We start from the raw sequence: 16,755 nt of genomic DNA, 5'->3' as shown, positions 1-16,755 counted from the left end.
TCCAGAGGGGATGCTGTTGGCAGCCTTTGGCGTGTCGGGGCTCAGCCGGCAAACAGCCGCTCGGCATGACGGGCGAGACCCGAGGCCACGGAACCGAAGTCATCCCCTCCTTCCAGAGGGGATGCTGTGGGCAGCCTTTGGCGTGTCGGGGATCAGCCGGCGAACAGCCGCTCGGCATGACGGGCGAGCCCCGAGACGACGGAACCGAAGTCACCCCCTCCTTCCAGAGGGGATGCTGTGGGCAGCCTTTGGCGTGTCGGGGATCAGCCGGCGAACAGCCGCTCGGCGTAACGGGCGAGACCCGAGGCCACGGAACCGAAGTCATCCCCTCCCTCCAGAGGCACTGCGGGCAGCTTCTGGCGAATGAAGGCCTTGATGAGGGGGGAGCGGGCGCTGCCACCGGTGACGAAGATCCGGTCCGGCGCCACGCCGGCGGCGGCGATCGCCTCGTCCATCAGCTCGCCGATCTTCTCCAGCAGGGGGGCCGAGGCACTGGCCAGCTGAGGGCGGGTGAGTTCCGCCTCCAGCCCCTTCTCCAGCTCGTTCAGGGTCTGGTGATTGAGCTCGTGGTCGGAGAGGGCGATCTTGCCCTGCTCGGCGCGCCACACCAGCTGGTGGCTCAGCTTGTGGGCCCGCAGGCTGGCGAGCCGTGAGAGCTTGCTGCCGGGCTGGCTGTCGAGCTGCAGATCCTGCAGCTGGCGGGCGGTGTCCAGGCTGTAGAAGCGGCTCTGGGCGCTGACGTCGTTGATGGCGGCCGCGTCCCAGAACAGCGGGTGGGGCAGCGGCTTGCCGGTCTTGAGGGTCTCGTGCATGCCGAGCAGCGGCATCATGCCCTCCACCGTCAGGCGGATGTCGAAGTCGTTGCCGCCGATGCGCTGGCCGCTGTGGCCGAGCAGATCGCCGCTGCGATCGAGCCGGTCGCGGTGGCTGGGGCCCATGCGCAGCATGGAGCAGTCCGTGGTGCCGCCGCCTATGTCCACCACCAGCACCACGGCATCCTCGGTGAGGCGCGCCTCGAACTCGAAGCCGGCGGCCACCGGCTCGTAGAGAAACTCCACCCGCTCGAAGCCGGCGAGGCGGGCCGCCTCACCCAGGATGGCGATGGCCTGGCGGTTGCTCTCCTCCCCGGCCAGCCCCTGGAAGTTGACCGGACGACCGATCACCGCCTGGCGCACGGGGGCGCCGGTCTGCTGCTCCGCCTCGTGGCGGACGTGCAGCATCATGGCGCAGACGATGTCCTCGAACAGGGCTATCTGGGGCGCCTTGAGGCCGTAGGCCCCGAGGAAGGATTTCGGCGACTTGATGTAGTAACCGTCATCCGGCTCCTCCAGGTAGCGCTCCAGCGCCGCGCCGCCGAAGCTGAGCTCGTCGATGAGCCCCTCTTCGCGCATCTGGCGACGCACCGCCTGGGCCCGGGTCACCACGGGGCCCCGCAGCTTGAGGTACTCCGCCTGCTGGGTGCTGGCCAGCCGTTCGGCCAGCAGACCAGCGATGGCGTCCCGGTGCGGGGCGTGCAGGGTGGAGGGGAGGTAGTGGGAACCGGAGAGGGTCAGCAGCCTGGGGCTGCCCTGTTCCATCACGGCGACGGCACAGTTGGAGGTACCGTAATCAAATCCGATAAACATGGGTGCCAGACTCCAGAGTAAGAAAGGAGGACTGGCCTACCCGAAGGTGCCGGGTCTTACAACCCGACGCACAGTCGGAGGTACAGTGAGCAAATCCGATGAACATGCTTGCCAGACTCCTGTACAAAAAAGGGCTGGTAGCCTACCCGAAGGCGCCGAGTCTCACAACCCGGCGCCATGGTTATTGCGCTCGCGGGGGGCAACAGGACGATCGGGGCGCCTGTCGGTACAGGAGACAGAGGGGGTGACTCCCTCTGTTTTCCTCGCTGCAGGGGGGGGTCACTCCACCTCGTTGTCGCTGCGGCCCTGGCTCTCGATGGCCTGGATGTTGCCGAGGGTGGTGTCGGCGATGGCGTGCAGCGCCTCCCGGGTCAGGAAGGCCTGGTGACCGGTGAACAGCACGTTGTGGCAGGCTGAGAGGCGGCGGAAGACATCGTCGGTGATCACCTCGTTGGACTTGTCCTCGAAGAAGAGATCTTCCTCCTCCTCGTAGACGTCCAGCCCCAGGGCGCCGATGCGGGAGGTCTTGAGGGCCTCGATGGCGGCGTTGGAGTCGAGCAGGCCGCCCCGGCTGGTGTTGATGATCATCACCCCGTCCTTCATCTTGGCGAAGGCCTCCTTGTTCAGCAGGTGGTAGTTCTCCTTGAACAGGGGGCAGTGCAGGCTGATGACGTCGGACTGGCGCAGCAGGGTGTCGATGTCCACGTACTCGGCCCCCAGATCGATGGCCGCCTGGTTCGGGTAGGGGTCGCTCACCAGCAGGCGCATGCCGAAGCCCTTGAGGATGCGCAGGGTGGCGATGCCGATCTTGCCGGTGCCTATGATGCCGGCGGTGCGGCCGTGCATGTTGAAGCCGACCAGCCCCTCCAGGGAGAAGTTGGCGTCGCGGGTGCGCTGGTAGGCCTTATGGATGCGGCGGTTGAGGGTCATCATCAGGCCCACCGCGTGCTCGGCGACCGCCTCGGGGGAGTAGGCGGGCACCCGCACCACTTTCAGACCCAGCTCCTTGGCGGCCACCAGATCCACGTTGTTGTAACCGGCGCAGCGCAGGGCGATGACCCTGGTGCCATTGGCGGCCAGCTCGGTCAGCACCTCCCGGTCGGCGTCATCGTTGACGAACAGGCAGACCACGGGGAAGTGATGGGCGAGGCGGGCTGTCTTGGCCTCCAGCCGCACGTCGAAGAACTCCAGCTCGAAGCCGTACTGGCTGTTGGCCTGATTGAAGTGTTCCTTGTCGTAGCTCTTGGTACTGAAAACGGCGACTCTCATGGGGCGCTCTCCGCAGATAATGATGTGGTTAAATTACAACAAATAGTGACCGTCATCACGGGATAAATGGTGGGGATTCAGCCCCACGGCATGATGGGAACGGCGCTCACTGCACTCTTGTACGAACCATCCACCAACTTGGTGCTGTAAGTCAGATAGACAAGGGCATTGCGCTTCTCGTCGTAAAAACGCACCACCTTCTGCTCCTTGAACACTAGCGAGGTGCTGACGTCGAACACCTATTCCCCGGCTTTGAGCTTGGCGGGCAGGGTGATGGGGCCTATCTGGTGGCACGACAGTGAGGCGTGGGAGGGATCTTCCGCCAGCCCCAGCCCACCCTTGACGCCCCCTGTCTTGGGGCGTGCCAGGTAGCAGGCGACGCCGGCGATTTTCGGGTCGTCGAACGCCTCCACCAGGATCTTGTGATTGGGGCCGACCAGCTTGAAGGCGGTGCTCACCTCGCCGACGGGGTCGGCCTTGTCGGCCAGCGCCGGACCGGCAAACAGCATGCCCAGCAGCAGAGGCAGGGCGCGGGTGAGGGGGGAATGGTGTGTCATGGTTTCTCCTTTGGCTTCCCTCGGTAGGGGATGCCCAAGCGACGATAGAGACTGGCCAGCACCCAGGCGGGGCCTACCAGCAGAAATTGCAGGTCGGCGAGGAAGGAGGGGCGCTTCCCCTCTATCCGGTGGCCGGCGAACTGGGCTACCCAGAGCAGTGCGAAGCCGCACAGGGCCGGCCACAGCAAGGGGCCTTGCCAGCTGTGGCAGAAGGCCAGTCCCAGCGCGGTCAGGATCGCCATTCCCACGAACAGGGCAAACGACAGCTGCAGGTAGAAGGCCAGCACCGGAATGGCAACCAGCGCCGCCCAGTTGAGGGACGGCGGCAGCGGGCCTGCCGGCAGGCACCACAGCAGGGCCAGGGTACAGAGGTAGATGCCGGGCACCGCCACCTTGTGGATGGCCACATTGACCGGGTGCTGGTGGCTCTGGCCGTAGTCGCTGAACCAGTCGTCGAGTCGTTTCATGGCACCTCCCTGGTGCTGCGGTTGAAACCGGCCCGCTTATTCCCTGCGAGCCTGCGGTCAGGGACTACTGCCCCTGCCTGTGGGGGATAGTCCCAACAAATAGGGCCCCGGAATCCCGGCGTTATTGCCCTTGTCTGGGGGGATAGTCCCAGCAAATAGGGTTCCGGAATCCCGGCATTACTGCCTGGGGGGATAATCCCAATATTGGGCTGGAATGCTCCTGAGCAAGGGGGTCATGTCCGGGTTGGGCAGGGAGATGGTGACTCGCTGCTCCAGGTTCGCGCTGGCCAGGGCCTCGCGCACCCTGGGATTCTCGTGGAAGAACTTCATGAAGCTGCCGTCGGCATAGGCCCGCTCCAGTCCGATCTGGATCGCCTTGGCCAGCTTGGGAGACTCTGGGCTGACGAAGAAGAACTCGGCGAAGGGGTAGCGGATCAGCAGGTGCTGCTCTATGGCGAGATTGGGGTACTGGGCCGCCAGCTCACGGCGTTCCGCGAAGATCTCCACCAGACCACGGGGGAAGAAGTCGAGCTTGTCGCCGTCGTTGATGAGACGGAACAGGTTGCTGTAGCGCCCCGCGTAGGTCGCTATGCCCGCCTGCTCCAGGATCTTGTTGTCGGCCCAGCCGACCCCCTGGGCCGCCTTCAGCTGCTTGAGATCCGCCAGGGTGTTGACCTGGTTGAACTTCTCCTGGGCATCGCCGTGAATGAACGACAGCCGCAGCCCTTCCAGACCGCGGAACAGCGGAATGGGGACGGGGATCAGGGCGGATTCGAGGGCGCTGGAGGTACCCATCCAGAACACATTGATGGTTTTGCCCTTGCGCAGCTCCTGCTGCAGGGTGAACTGATTGAGATTGAGGTCGACCCGCTCCAGCTTGTAGGGCTGCCCGGCACGGTCGAGTGCCAGCTCCAGCAGCTTGAGCTGGTATTCGCTGTCGAGGTCATTGATCGGTCGGCTGGGGACCTTGACGGTGAGAGTCTGCGCCTGTGCCAGCAGCGGCAGGCACAAACACAGCTTGATGAGCCATTTCACGCTCTGATCTCCTGTAGAGTCCGGGACTTGCCCGGAGTCTAACAGAAGTTGTCACGCTCTTGCTGTGAAGCCGCAAACAAGGTTCATGTGCAGCCCGGCATGCTCGTCTGTCTATACGGACGCCGGTGCCTGCGCACTGCCTTGCCTGCGGCCCGGTGCGACAAGGGGGTGACGGTTCACCGGCGCATCAGGCGACGCGGCGGAACACGTGGGTGTCGTTGAATTCCTTGGTGCTCTGGCACTCGACGCAGAAGCGGGACTCAGGACGAGCCTGCAGCCGCTTGAGGGAGATCTCGTCACCGCAGGATTCGCAGTAGCCAAAGTCTCCTTCATTGATGCGTTTCAACGCCCCTTTCAGCTTGCGCAGATGCAGCTTGTCGTGCTCGATGCGGTTCAGCTCCAGACGGCGGGCCTCCTCGATGCTGGCACGATCAATTTCATCGGCCATCTCGTTGGTATCGGTGGCGATGGCCTGGCTGGCTTGGGAGTTGAGACGCTCTTCGAGCTCGAGGATTTGTCGCTCGATCTGACCCTTGTAAAAGGCCAGTTGGTCTTCAGTCATGAAATCACACATAGGGTTTGCTACCAGTCAGTTTCCCAATTTTTCCCATTTATGGGGGCTGTCGGCCCGCAGACCAAGCCCCTGTAGTCCGATTTGCACCAAATCCATGCAGGAGAGTGCAAATCAGGGCGGGCCTTGTACCAAAAAAATGCAGGTATGCAAAGAGAATTGGATAAGGATTGTGCGCCCTTGCAAAGAAATGGGCCCGCTCCGACAGGGGCTGACTGAGTATCGAGCAGCTTCTGTCCAGCCTTGGCATCGAGCTTGCAGTAGGCTGATCGTGACACAGGGTGTTTAGTATTTGGTGCCGCATTGGTCATTATACCGGCCGTTGTTTATAGTTTTTTAAACACCACTGCTTGACAAAGGCCTTTATCACGGGCTTTTATGGTGATGTCGATTACATTTTCTTAACAAGGGTGTTCCTTATATTAGACACCCTTGCCAATGACAACCGTAGAGTCGGGGTTTAACATGGACAGTATCAAGGGCTGGATGGAGAGCAATCGCATCACGGAAGTGGAGTGCCTGTTCCCGGATTTCACCGGCAATGCCCGAGGCAAGATCATTCCAGCCAACAAGTTTCTGCGCGAAGGGGGCATGCGGCTGCCCGAGGTCATCTTCACCCAGACGGTGACCGGCGAGTACCCGGATGACGACAGCATGATCGACCCGCTGGAGCGGGACATGCAGCTCTATCCCGATCCCAACACCATTCGTTTCGTGCCCTGGGCACTGGAGCCCACGGCTCAGGTGATTCACGACTGTTTCGACATCAATGGCAAGCTGATCGACATAGCGCCGCGCTCCGTGCTGCGCCGGGTCCTGTCATTTTACGAGAAGCAGGGCTGGAAGCCGGTGGTGGCCCCCGAGCTCGAATTCTATCTGGTCAAGCGCAACGAAGACCCCGACTATCCGCTGGTGCCGCCGGTGGGCCGCAACGGCCGCCCCGAGACGGCGCGCCAGTCGTTCAGCATAGATGCGGTCAACGAATTCGATCCCATCTTCGAGGACATGTACGACTACTGCGAGGCCCAGGAGCTGGAGGTGGACACCCTGATCCACGAGTCCGGCGCCGCCCAGATGGAGATCAACTTCCTGCACGGTGACGCCATCGATCTCGCCGACCAGGTGTTCCTGTTCAAGCGCACCATGCGGGAAGCGGCCCACCGTCACGGCATCTATGCCACCTTCATGGCCAAGCCCATGAGCGACGAGCCGGGCTCCGCCATGCACATCCACCAGAGCCTGGAAGATGCCGAGGGGCGCAACCTGTTTGGCACCAGCGAGGGTGGCAACTCCGCCCTGTTCATGCACTTCATCGCTGGCCTGCAGAAGTACACCCCGGCGGTCACCGCCCTGCTGGCGCCGAATGTCAACTCCTACCGTCGCCTCACCTTCGGCGAGAGCGCGCCGCGCAACGTGCAGTGGGGCGTGGAAAACCGCACCTGCGGCCTGCGGGTGCCCTTCTCCGAGCCGAGCGCGCGCCGGGTCGAGAACCGCTTCGCCGGTGCCGACGCCAACCCCTATCTGGCGCTGGCGGCGACCCTGGCCTGCGGCTACCTCGGCATGCTGGAGAAGCTGGAGCCCATGCAGGAGATGAAGGCGAGTGCCTATGACCTGCCCTACAGCCTGCCCCGTTCCCTGGAGGAGTCGCTCAGCCATCTGGAGCAGTGCGAACCCATCAAGGACATGCTGGGGGAGCGCTTCATCCGCGCCTTCGTCGCGGTCAAGCGCAAGGAGTACGAGACCTACTTCGGGGTGATCAGCCGCTGGGAACGGGAATTCCTGCTGCTGAACGTCTGACCCGTCCCGGGAGGGGCGCAGGCCTCTCCCGTCACTCTCAAAGCAAGATGGCACTGGCTCGTGAGGGGCGGCCGATGGCGCCCGCTCGCGGCCGCACCGTGCCCGTGGGCCAGCCCATGGATGCCTGCACGACGATCGCTTACATCGAAGGAACCGAGGAGCAGGCAACGCAGCATTCCGCCCGTGAGTAGCAGTGACCGGGAGAGTGCCAGCCGCCCTCGACATTGACGAATAAACATCGCTTACATCGAAGGAACCGAGGAGCAAGCAATGAAGCAGACCACCCGCGAGTGGCAGCAACTGGATGCCAGCCACCACCTGCATCCCTTTACCGACTTTCAGGCCCTGAACAAGAAGGGCAGCCGCATCATCACCAAGGCCGAGGGGGTCTATCTGGAAGACTCCGACGGGCGCCGTATCCTGGACGGGATGGCGGGCCTGTGGTGCGTCAACCTGGGTTATGGCCGCCAGGAGCTGGTGGATGCTGCCACCAGACAGATGCAGCAGTTGCCCTACTACAACCTCTTCTTCCAGACCAGCCATCCCCCCGCCGCCGAACTGGCGACCCTGCTGGCCGAGATCACGCCCCCTCATCTCAACCACGTCTTCTTCACCGGCTCGGGCTCGGAGTGCAACGACACCGTGCTGCGCATGGTGCGTCACTACTGGGCCAGCAAGGGGCAGCCTGACAAGCAGGTGATCATCAGCCGCCACAATGCCTATCACGGCTCCACGGTGGCGGGCGCCAGTCTGGGGGGCATGAAGGGCATGCACGCCCAGGGTGGCCTGCCCATTCCCGGCATAGTCCACATCGATCAGCCCTATCACTTCGGCGAGGGGGAGGGCATGAGCGCCCACGAGTTCGGCCTGGCCCGTGCCCGCCAGCTGGAAGAGAAGATCCTGAAACTGGGGGTGGACAAGGTGGCCGCCTTCATCGGCGAGCCTATCCAGGGGGCCGGCGGCGTCATCATTCCGCCCGATAGCTACTGGCCAGAGATCCAGCGTATCTGCGACAAGTACGGCATCCTGCTCATCGCCGACGAGGTGATCTGCGGTTTCGGCCGCACCGGTCACTGGTTTGCCAGCGAAGGGTTCGGCATCAAGCCTGACCTCATGTGTCTGGCCAAGGGCATCACCTCGGGCTACCTGCCGATGGGGGCCGTGATGGTGGGGGACAGGGTCGCCAGGGTGCTGGTGGAGGAGGGGGGCGAGTTCAACCACGGCTTCACCTATTCCGGTCATCCGGTGGCCTGCGCCGTGGCCATCGCCAACATCCAGCTTATGCAAAGTGAGAGCATAGTTAAGCGCGTTCATGATAGTATCGGCCCCTATTTGCAGCGCCGCTGGAGCGAGCTTGCCGATCACCCGCTGGTGGGAGAAACCCGGGGTAAAGGCCTGGTTGCCGCGCTGGAAATAGTCCAGGACAAACAGACGAAACGTCGTTTCCCGGCCGAACTGCACGCCGGGATGACCTGTCGGGAGTTCTGTTTTAACAATGGCTTGGTGATGAGGGCTGTCGGCGATACCATGATCATATCGCCCCCCTTGGTGATCACCGAGGAACAGGTGGATGAATTGGTCAAACTGGCCAGGCTCAGTCTGGATCTGACGGCTGCAAAGCTGCAGGAATAGGCTGAAACCGGGCAGATTGGCTTACGCATACAATTTGCTTAGGAGACAAGGACTATGTCTTTTAAAAAGGGAATGATGGCTGCTTCCGTGGCGCTGGTCATGATGAGTACCGGGGCGATGGCCGACGAGAAGGTGCTGCACGTCTACAACTGGAGCGACTACATAGCGCCGGATACGCTGGAAAACTTCCAGAAGGAGACGGGCATCAAGGTGGTGTACGACGTGTTTGACAGCAACGAGGTGCTGGAAGCCAAGTTGCTGGCGGGCAGTTCGGGTTATGACATCGTCGTCCCGTCCAACCCCTTCCTGGCCAAGCAGATCAAGGCAGGCGTCTTCCAGAAGCTGGACAAGTCCAAACTCTCCAACTGGCAGAACATGGATGTCGATCTGCTCAAGGCGCTCGAACCGAGCGATCCGGGCAACCAGTACTCCATCCCTTACCTGTGGGGCACCATTGGCTACGCCTACAACGCCGAGAAGGTGAAGGCCGTGCTGGGTGCCGATGCGCCGGTCAACTCCTGGGATCTGGTGTTCAAGCCGGAGAACATGGCCAAGTTGAAGGAGTGCGGTGTCTCCTTCCTCGACTCGCCGACCGAAATGCTGCCGGCCGCCCTGCAATACCTGGGCTTCAAGCCGGATAGCCAGAAGCCGGACGAGTTGAAGAAGGCAGAGGAGCTGTTCCTCTCCATCCGCCCCTATACCGCCTACTTCCACTCCTCCAAGTACATTTCGGATCTGGCCAACGGCAACCTGTGCGTGGCAGTGGGTTACTCAGGTGACCTGCAGCAGTCCAAGGCACGTGCCGCCGAAGCCAAGAACGGTGTCAGCCTGACTTACACCATTCCGAAAGAGGGGGCCGGCAGCTTCTTCGACATGATCGCCATCCCGGCGGATGCCAAGAACGTCGAGGCAGCCCACACCTTCATCAACTACCTGATGAAGCCGGAAGTGATCGCGAACATTACCAACGTGGTGCAGTTCCCGAACGGCAACAAGGCGGCGACTCCGCTGGTGGACGAGGCGATCCGCAACGATCCGGGCATCTACCCGACGGCGGACACCCTCAAGAAGATCTACACCTTCCCGGATCTGCCGGCCAAGGTGCAGCGTCTGATGACCCGCAGCTGGACCAAGATCAAATCAGGTAAGTAAGTGACGAGTACCCCTCCCGGTCCGCAGTTCGGCCGGGAGGGTGGTGACCACCCGACAGGTTGGACGGCGCGTATGGATGCGCGACTGGCAAAATCACACAAACGAGGACTGATACGTGCACATGACCAAGATGGCAACGCTGGCCCTGACCCTGGGGTTTGCAAATCTGACCCAGGCAGCCCCTGTGGTTCATTTTTACAACTGGTCCGATTATATCGGCGAGACCACCCTCAGTGACTTTCAGCAGAAGACCGGGATCAAGACCGTCTACGACGTGTTTGACTCCAACGAGACGCTGGAGGGCAAGCTGCTGACCGGACGCACCGGTTACGATCTGGTCGTGCCTTCCAACAATTTCCTGGCCAAGCAGATCAAGGCGGGGGCCTTCCAGAAGCTGGATCCCGCCCTGCTGCCCAACCTGAGCAACCTGGATCCCCTGCTGCTCAAGCAGCTCGACAAGGTGGATCCGGGCCATCAGTACGCCGTGCCCTATCTGTGGGGCACCAACGGCATCGGTTACAACGTCGAGAAGGTGAAGGCCGTGCTGGGGGTCGACAAGATTGACTCCTGGGCGACCATCTTCGAGCCGGAAAACATGAAGAAGCTCTCCCACTGCGGGGTGGCCTTCCTCGACTCGGCGGACGAGATGATCCCGGCTGCCCTGAACTACCTCGGCCTCAATCCCAACAGCCACGATCCTGCGGATCTCAAGCGTGCCGAGGAGCAACTGCTCAAGGTGCGGCCCTATGTGACCTACTTCCACTCCTCCAAGTACATAGGGGATCTCGCCAATGGCGACATCTGTGTGGCGGCGGGGTTCTCCGGTGACATACTGCAGGCGGCGGCCCGGGCCGACGAGGCGGGCAAGGGGATCAAGATTGCCTACAGCATCCCCAAGGAGGGGGGCAATCTGTGGTTCGACATGATGGCGATCCCCTCCGATGCCACCAACGTCAAAGAGGCTCACGCCCTGATCAACTACATTCTCGAACCTGAAGTCATCGCCAAGGTGAGCGACTACGTGGGCTACGCTAACCCGAACCTCAAGGCGGGAGAGTTCATGGACAAGGCCGTGCGCGATGACGAGTCAGTCTATCCCCCCCAGGCGGTGCTGGAGCGTCTGTATGTGCAGGAAGCACATCCCCGCTCGGTGCAGCGCCTGATCACCCGGAGTTGGACCAAGATCAAGTCCGGAACCTAACCTTGGCGCCCATCCCGGGGCGCCAGATTGTATTGATGGATCGGCCCCGGCCGGTATCACCTTTGGGAGTTTGGTAATGGCGATAGCCTCCAGTGCCTACAAGAAAGCCCTCGAGGGCAGCCAGCAGCGTAAAGAAGTGCTGGTCAAAATAGACAGGGTAAGCAAGCAGTTCGACGAAACGCTGGCGGTCGATAACGTGTCTCTCAACATCCACAAGGGCGAGATCTTCGCCCTGCTGGGTGGTTCAGGTTCCGGCAAGTCCACCTTGCTGCGGATGCTGGCCGGGTTCGAGCGCCCCACCGAGGGGCGGCTGTTCCTGGATGGGGTCGACATTACCGACATGCCGCCCTACGAACGTCCCATCAACATGATGTTCCAGTCCTACGCCCTGTTTCCCCACATGACGGTGGCGCAGAACATCGCCTTCGGCCTCAAGCAGGATGGCCTGCCCAAGGCAGAGGTCGACGCCCGGGTGGAGGAGATGCTCAAGCTGGTGCAGATGACCCAGTATGCCCGTCGCAAGCCGCACCAGCTCTCAGGCGGTCAGCGCCAGCGGGTCGCCCTGGCCCGGTCGCTGGCCAAGCGCCCCAAGCTGCTGCTGCTGGATGAGCCCATGGGGGCGCTGGACAAGAAGCTGCGCTCCAAGATGCAGCTGGAGCTGGTGGAGATCATCGAGCGAGTCGGCGTAACCTGCGTCATGGTGACCCACGATCAGGAAGAGGCCATGACCATGGCGGAGCGGATCGCCATCATGCACCTCGGCTGCATCGAGCAGATCGGCAGCCCGATGGACATCTACGAAACCCCGGCCAGCCGGCTGGTGTGCGAGTTCATCGGCAACGTCAACCTGTTCGACGGCCTGCTGGTGGAAGATGAGCAGGACCACGCCACCATCGCCTGCGCGGATCTGGAGCAGCCCATCTACGTGGGTCACGGCATCAGCTCCCGCGCCGAGAACAAGAAGGTGACCTACGCCCTGCGGCCGGAAAAATTGCTGATGAGCCTGCACAAGCCGGAGGAGATCGAGCATCCGGACTTCAACTGGACCAAGGGTGAGGTCTATGACATCGCCTATCTGGGCGGCCACTCGGTTTATCACATCCAGCTGCCCTCGGGCAAAATCGTTCAGGCTTTCATCGCCAATGCCGAACGCCACGGCAAGCGGCCAACCTGGGATGACCAGGTGTTCCTCTACTGGGAAGATGACAGCGGCGTGGTGCTGCAATCATGAAGGCATTGAGACGACTCAAGCAGATGGGGGGACGCCAGCTGGTGATCGGCATCCCCTTCTTCTGGCTGTTCCTGTTCTTCCTGCTGCCCTTCGTCATAGTGGTGAAGATCAGCTTCGCCGAAGCGGATGTGGCGATCCCGCCCTACACCGACGTGATGAGCTGGGCCGACAATCAGCTCACCATACTGCTCAACATGGGCAACTACCTGCTGCTGCAGGAGGATGAGCTCTATATCGCGGCCTATCTGGGCTCCCTCAAGATGGCCTTCATCAGCACCCTGCTCTGCCTGCTGATCGGCTATCCCATGGCCTACTCCATCGCGCGGGCCAACAAGGAGACCCAGACAGTTCTGCTGCTGCTGATCATGATGCCGACCTGGACCGCCATCCTGATCCGGGTCTACGCCTGGATGGGCATCCTCAGCAACAACGGCCTGCTCAACAGCGTCTTGCTGGGGATAGGGGTGATAGACGAGCCCTTGCAGATCCTCAACACCAACCTGGCGGTCTACATCGGCATCGTTTACTCCTACCTGCCGTTCATGGTGCTGCCGCTCTACGCCAACCTGGTCAAGCACGATCAGAGCCTGCTGGAGGCGGCCTCTGATCTCGGCGCCCGCAACCTGACCCGGTTCTGGCAGATCACTGTGCCGCTCTCCAAGAACGGCATCATCGCCGGTTGCATGCTGGTCTTCATTCCCGTGGTGGGCGAGTTCGTCATCCCCGAGATGCTGGGCGGCCCCGAGACCCTGATGATCGGCAAGGTGTTGTGGCAGGAGTTCTTCAACAACCGTGACTGGCCGGTGGCGTCCGCCCTGGCAGTGGTGATGCTGGCGGTGCTGATCATTCCGATCATCCTGTTCAACCGCAACCAGGCCAAAGAGCTGGAGGGGAAAGTATGAGGCGCTTTGGTTTTGCCAAGCTGATGCTCTGGCTGGGGCTGCTGTTCATCTACCTGCCCATGATCATCATGGTCATCTACTCCTTCAACGCCTCCAAGCTGGTGACTGTGTGGGGGGGCTGGTCCCTCAAGTGGTACTTCGGGCTGCTCGACAACAAACAGTTGATCGGCTCCGTGTTCCGCTCCCTGGAGATCGCCTTCTACACCGCCATCGCCGCGGTGGCGCTGGGGACAGTGGCGGCCTTCGTGCTGACCCGGATCCCGCACTTCCGTGGCCGCACCCTGTTCGGCGGCATGGTGACGGCGCCGCTGGTGATGCCAGAGGTGATCACGGGTCTGTCGTTGCTGCTGCTGTTCGTGGCCATGGCCCAGCTGGTGGGCTGGCCCGCCGAGCGGGGCATGCTGACCATCTGGATTGCGCATACCACCTTCTGTACCGCCTATGTGGCAATCGTGGTGTCGGCGCGGTTGCGGGAGCTGGATCTCTCCATCGAGGAGGCGGCCATGGATCTTGGCGCCAAGCCGTGGAAGGTGTTCTTCCTCATCACCATCCCGATGATAGCCCCGTCGCTGGCGGCGGGGGGCATGATGTCGTTCGCCCTGTCGCTGGATGATCTGGTGCTGGCGAGCTTCGTCTCGGGTCCGGGCTCCACTACCCTGCCGATGGAGGTGTTCTCGGCGGTGCGGCTCGGGGTGAAACCCGAGATCAACGCGGTGGCCAGCCTGATCCTGCTGTCGGTGTCGCTGTTCACCTTCGGCAGCTGGTATCTGATGGCGAGGGCGGAGAAACGCCGCCGCGCCGAGATTGCCATGACCACCCAGATGCAGGCCGTCGCCTGACCCCGGGGCTGTTGAGGCCGTCACGCGGCTTGCGTCGACGGCTCAACAGCCCCTAAGATCCGCATTCTCTCATCCGTCAGGAGAATGGAATGCGGATCTCCCTCTTTATCGGCCAGAGCGCCGAGATGAATGCCGAACTCGCCCCCGGACTCGTCAGTGCCATCGACAAGCATGAGGCAGGACATCCCCTGTGGTGCGGCTTCTCGGGCCTGGAGGGCGATGAGCAGAGCGACAAGCGCCATCACGGCGGCCCGGATCGCGCGCTGCATTACTATCCTGCGGATCACTACCCCTGGTGGAAGAGCTGGCAAACCGCGCTGGGTCTGCCTGCCCCCCGAGCCTCCTGGCAGCCGGCGGCCTTTGGCGAAAACCTCTCCGGCCTCGGATTGACCGAGGCGCAGGCCTGCATCGGCGATGTCTACCGCCTCGGTGCCGCCTTGGTCCAGATCAGTCAGCCAAGATCTCCCTGCTTCAAGCTCAATCAACGCTTTGGCTACCCGCACCTCTCCCAGGTGATGCAGCTCAGCGGCCGCTGCGGCTGGCTGCTGCGGGTGCTGGAGGAGGGGCGTGTGGCCCCGGTGGATGAACTGCTGCTGATGGACAGGCCCTATCCCGAGCTGACGGTGAAGCGCACCGCCGACATCCTGTTCAACCAGGCCCGTCACGAAGGGGATCTGCAACTGCTGCTGGACAATCCGGCGCTCTCTCCCAACTGGCGCCAGCATGCGGCCCACTGGCTGGAGCACGGGGTCGTTGCCGATTGGAGTCGGCGTTTGCTGGGACCCGCCGAGTTTCAGCTGCTGCCAAAGGCGTAACTGAGCACCTGGGCGAGCCCGGCGCTCCGTATCGCCCTGAAACGCTGGATTATTGAGCGTAAAGCCCTTTTTTTACGGCAGATGCAAAAAAAAGGCTTGTGTCATGTCGGGGCTTTCGGTAAATTCTCGCCCCGCAGACATCGGTGTGTAGCGCAGCTTGGTAGCGCACTTCGTTCGGGACGAAGGGGTCGGAGGTTCGAATCCTCTCACACCGACCACATTGGAAAAGGCCGCTCATCGAGCGGCCTTTTCGCATTTGGCCGTTTGCCTTGGTCGCCCTCGGCAGACGGGCAGGAGAGGTACATGGGGTCGATTGCCTGGTACTGAATGCCACCCATTAAAAGGGCCACCGCTCGGTGGCCCCACAGGTGGAGTCTGATCCTGACTCCGGCACTCTAGATTGTGGCAATCTCGTTGTGGGTCTTGTCGATGGTGCCCTCCTTGCGCTCTGGGCGCATGATTCAGATATGCCAGTGTTGATGCCGCAATGCCTTGAAGCCGTGCTGAGTTTGCAGAGCCGCATGCTTGGGGTACTCGCTGATGAAATGTGCTATTCCCTCCATCAGTTGTGACCGCAGAGAAGACACGGGCTCGTGCCAGGCCTGCAGGCAGAGATGGCCGGGGATCAACTGCTCTCGATACGCTTCCAGCAGCTGTTCTGGCCAGGGCTCGATATGGGAATCATGACGCAGTAAATAGTGGGCGGCGGGTTCACGGGCATAGATGAACTGAACTTGGGCCAGGTCGCGTTGGCTTAGCGTTTGGCTGCCGATATGGCAAGTCAGATATTTCCCCGTCTTCAGATTCAGGAAGTGACCGCGTTGCCGACAGGCAATGATGCGATACCAAGGCAGGGGTGAACAGAGAGAATACCCCTCCAGCTCCTGTTCCAACCAGTGACGGCACTCGGGCGTCTGCACTTCTTCGCGCATGGACTCGAGCTGTGTCAACAAGGCTCTGGATGGTTGGGTAGCCAGCATCGCGCTCATCGTCTGCAATCCTCCCTCTGCACACAATCCCGACTTTCAGTATGGACCCTGACCGGTGGCGGGGGTAACTATTCTAATGATTAAAATCAGCTTAGAAGCGCACTTTTTATGCAATAAAGGCCATTAGCCGACCAGGTAGGTGCCGGTACCAAAGGCGATATGAGTCCCCTCTTCGTTGTGCAGTTCCATACGGGCGACGGCGACCTTGCTGCCTGCCCGAATGATGTGGGCGGTGGCAATGAACTCGTTGCCGCGACCGGGCCGCAGGTAGTCGACCCTCAGGTCTATGGTGCCGAGGCGGGAGAAGCGCTCCTTGAGGTAGCTGGGGGAGAAGTCCTCCAGCTCATCGATGCAGGAGGCGGCGACTATCATGCCGCCCGCCACGTCCAGCAGGCTGGCGGTCACGCCACCGTGCAGTATGTTGTGAAAGGGGTTGCCGATCAGCTTGTCATCCATCTTGATGCGCAGCTCCACCTTCTCGAAGTCATAGTGGGTCACCTGCATGCCGATGAGCTTGTTGAACGGCATCTTCTCGGCGAACAGGTTGGCAATGCCACTGAGCGCCATCTTCTTCAACATCTGTTTCATTCTCTGATACCGATCCCTGTCATCAAAGCCGAGTAAAAACTCCAGCCAGTCTGCAACACTTCCTTAACAGTCGCAATGGCAGGTT

At 61.7% G+C, this 16,755-nt stretch carries 15 protein-coding genes, 1 tRNA gene and 1 pseudogene; 9 read left to right on the top strand and 8 right to left on the bottom strand.

The window, feature by feature from the left end:
* Window positions 1-263 precede the first annotated feature (263 nt).
* The 6 genes and pseudogenes from yegD to AC1IN8_RS17385 all read right to left on the bottom strand — a co-directional run bounded on the left by yegD (window position 264) and on the right by AC1IN8_RS17385 (window position 5,527).
* Window positions 264-1,625, bottom strand: a complete 1,362-nt coding sequence (gene yegD / locus AC1IN8_RS17410) for a molecular chaperone (RefSeq protein ID WP_182787209.1) — start codon at window positions 1,623-1,625, stop codon at window positions 264-266.
* Window positions 1,626-1,904: 279 nt separating this feature from the next.
* Complete coding sequence (locus tag AC1IN8_RS17405) at window positions 1,905-2,894, bottom strand: 2-hydroxyacid dehydrogenase (RefSeq protein ID WP_139438043.1); 990 nt, start codon at window positions 2,892-2,894, stop codon at window positions 1,905-1,907.
* 77 nt (window positions 2,895-2,971) lie between these two features.
* Window positions 2,972-3,451, bottom strand: a pseudogene (locus AC1IN8_RS17400) (CreA family protein).
* Window positions 3,448-3,918, bottom strand: a complete 471-nt coding sequence (locus AC1IN8_RS17395) for an Mpo1 family 2-hydroxy fatty acid dioxygenase (protein WP_342058868.1) — start codon at window positions 3,916-3,918, stop codon at window positions 3,448-3,450. The pseudogene AC1IN8_RS17400 and the gene AC1IN8_RS17395 overlap by 4 nt, the downstream one beginning before the upstream one ends.
* Before the next feature lie 177 nt (window positions 3,919-4,095).
* A complete protein-coding gene (locus AC1IN8_RS17390) occupies window positions 4,096-4,953 on the bottom strand; it encodes a hypothetical protein (RefSeq protein ID WP_479759858.1) in 858 nt (285 codons plus the stop codon).
* 187 nt (window positions 4,954-5,140) lie between these two features.
* Window positions 5,141-5,527, bottom strand: coding sequence for a TraR/DksA family transcriptional regulator (locus AC1IN8_RS17385; RefSeq protein ID WP_005328486.1), 387 nt, complete (start codon window positions 5,525-5,527; stop codon window positions 5,141-5,143).
* A gap of 462 nt (window positions 5,528-5,989) precedes the next feature.
* Here AC1IN8_RS17385 and AC1IN8_RS17380 point away from each other — a divergent pair, with 462 nt between their 5' ends.
* From AC1IN8_RS17380 to AC1IN8_RS17340, 9 genes are all read left to right on the top strand, one after another.
* The gene (locus tag AC1IN8_RS17380; RefSeq protein WP_005328484.1) at window positions 5,990-7,321 is read left to right on the top strand and encodes a glutamine synthetase family protein; all 1,332 of its coding nucleotides are present in this window, start codon (window positions 5,990-5,992) and stop codon (window positions 7,319-7,321) included.
* Window positions 7,322-7,591: 270 nt separating this feature from the next.
* On the top strand, window positions 7,592-8,953 hold the full coding sequence (locus tag AC1IN8_RS17375; protein ID WP_479759855.1) for an aspartate aminotransferase family protein: 1,362 nt from the start codon (window positions 7,592-7,594) through the stop codon (window positions 8,951-8,953).
* A gap of 54 nt (window positions 8,954-9,007) precedes the next feature.
* The gene (locus tag AC1IN8_RS17370) at window positions 9,008-10,105 is read left to right on the top strand and encodes an extracellular solute-binding protein (RefSeq protein ID WP_139438034.1); all 1,098 of its coding nucleotides are present in this window, start codon (window positions 9,008-9,010) and stop codon (window positions 10,103-10,105) included.
* Window positions 10,106-10,226: 121 nt separating this feature from the next.
* Window positions 10,227-11,306, top strand: coding sequence for a polyamine ABC transporter substrate-binding protein (locus tag AC1IN8_RS17365; protein ID WP_282101263.1), 1,080 nt, complete (start codon window positions 10,227-10,229; stop codon window positions 11,304-11,306).
* Window positions 11,307-11,382: 76 nt separating this feature from the next.
* Complete coding sequence (gene potA / locus AC1IN8_RS17360; RefSeq protein WP_005328474.1) at window positions 11,383-12,537, top strand: polyamine ABC transporter ATP-binding protein; 1,155 nt, start codon at window positions 11,383-11,385, stop codon at window positions 12,535-12,537.
* Window positions 12,534-13,439, top strand: coding sequence for an ABC transporter permease subunit (locus AC1IN8_RS17355; RefSeq protein ID WP_139438030.1), 906 nt, complete (start codon window positions 12,534-12,536; stop codon window positions 13,437-13,439). Before potA ends, AC1IN8_RS17355 begins: the two co-directional genes overlap by 4 nt.
* Window positions 13,436-14,278, top strand: a complete 843-nt coding sequence (locus AC1IN8_RS17350) for an ABC transporter permease subunit (RefSeq protein WP_025328719.1) — start codon at window positions 13,436-13,438, stop codon at window positions 14,276-14,278. Before AC1IN8_RS17355 ends, AC1IN8_RS17350 begins: the two co-directional genes overlap by 4 nt.
* Before the next feature lie 89 nt (window positions 14,279-14,367).
* A complete protein-coding gene (locus AC1IN8_RS17345) occupies window positions 14,368-15,093 on the top strand; it encodes an MOSC domain-containing protein (RefSeq protein WP_479759852.1) in 726 nt (241 codons plus the stop codon).
* A 141-nt stretch (window positions 15,094-15,234) separates the two neighbouring features.
* Window positions 15,235-15,311: transfer RNA gene (locus AC1IN8_RS17340), tRNA-Pro, on the top strand.
* 243 nt (window positions 15,312-15,554) lie between these two features.
* Here AC1IN8_RS17340 and AC1IN8_RS17335 read toward each other — a convergent pair.
* Complete coding sequence (locus AC1IN8_RS17335) at window positions 15,555-16,082, bottom strand: AbiTii domain-containing protein (RefSeq protein WP_139438026.1); 528 nt, start codon at window positions 16,080-16,082, stop codon at window positions 15,555-15,557.
* A gap of 123 nt (window positions 16,083-16,205) precedes the next feature.
* Window positions 16,206-16,670, bottom strand: coding sequence for a thioesterase family protein (locus AC1IN8_RS17330; protein WP_162519265.1), 465 nt, complete (start codon window positions 16,668-16,670; stop codon window positions 16,206-16,208).
* Window positions 16,671-16,755 lie beyond the last annotated feature (85 nt).

The organism is Aeromonas sp. 130281 (assembly GCF_056642115.1).
The sequence above is the reverse complement of the archived record's forward strand: the minus strand, read 5'-3'. Positions and strand labels throughout refer to the sequence as shown.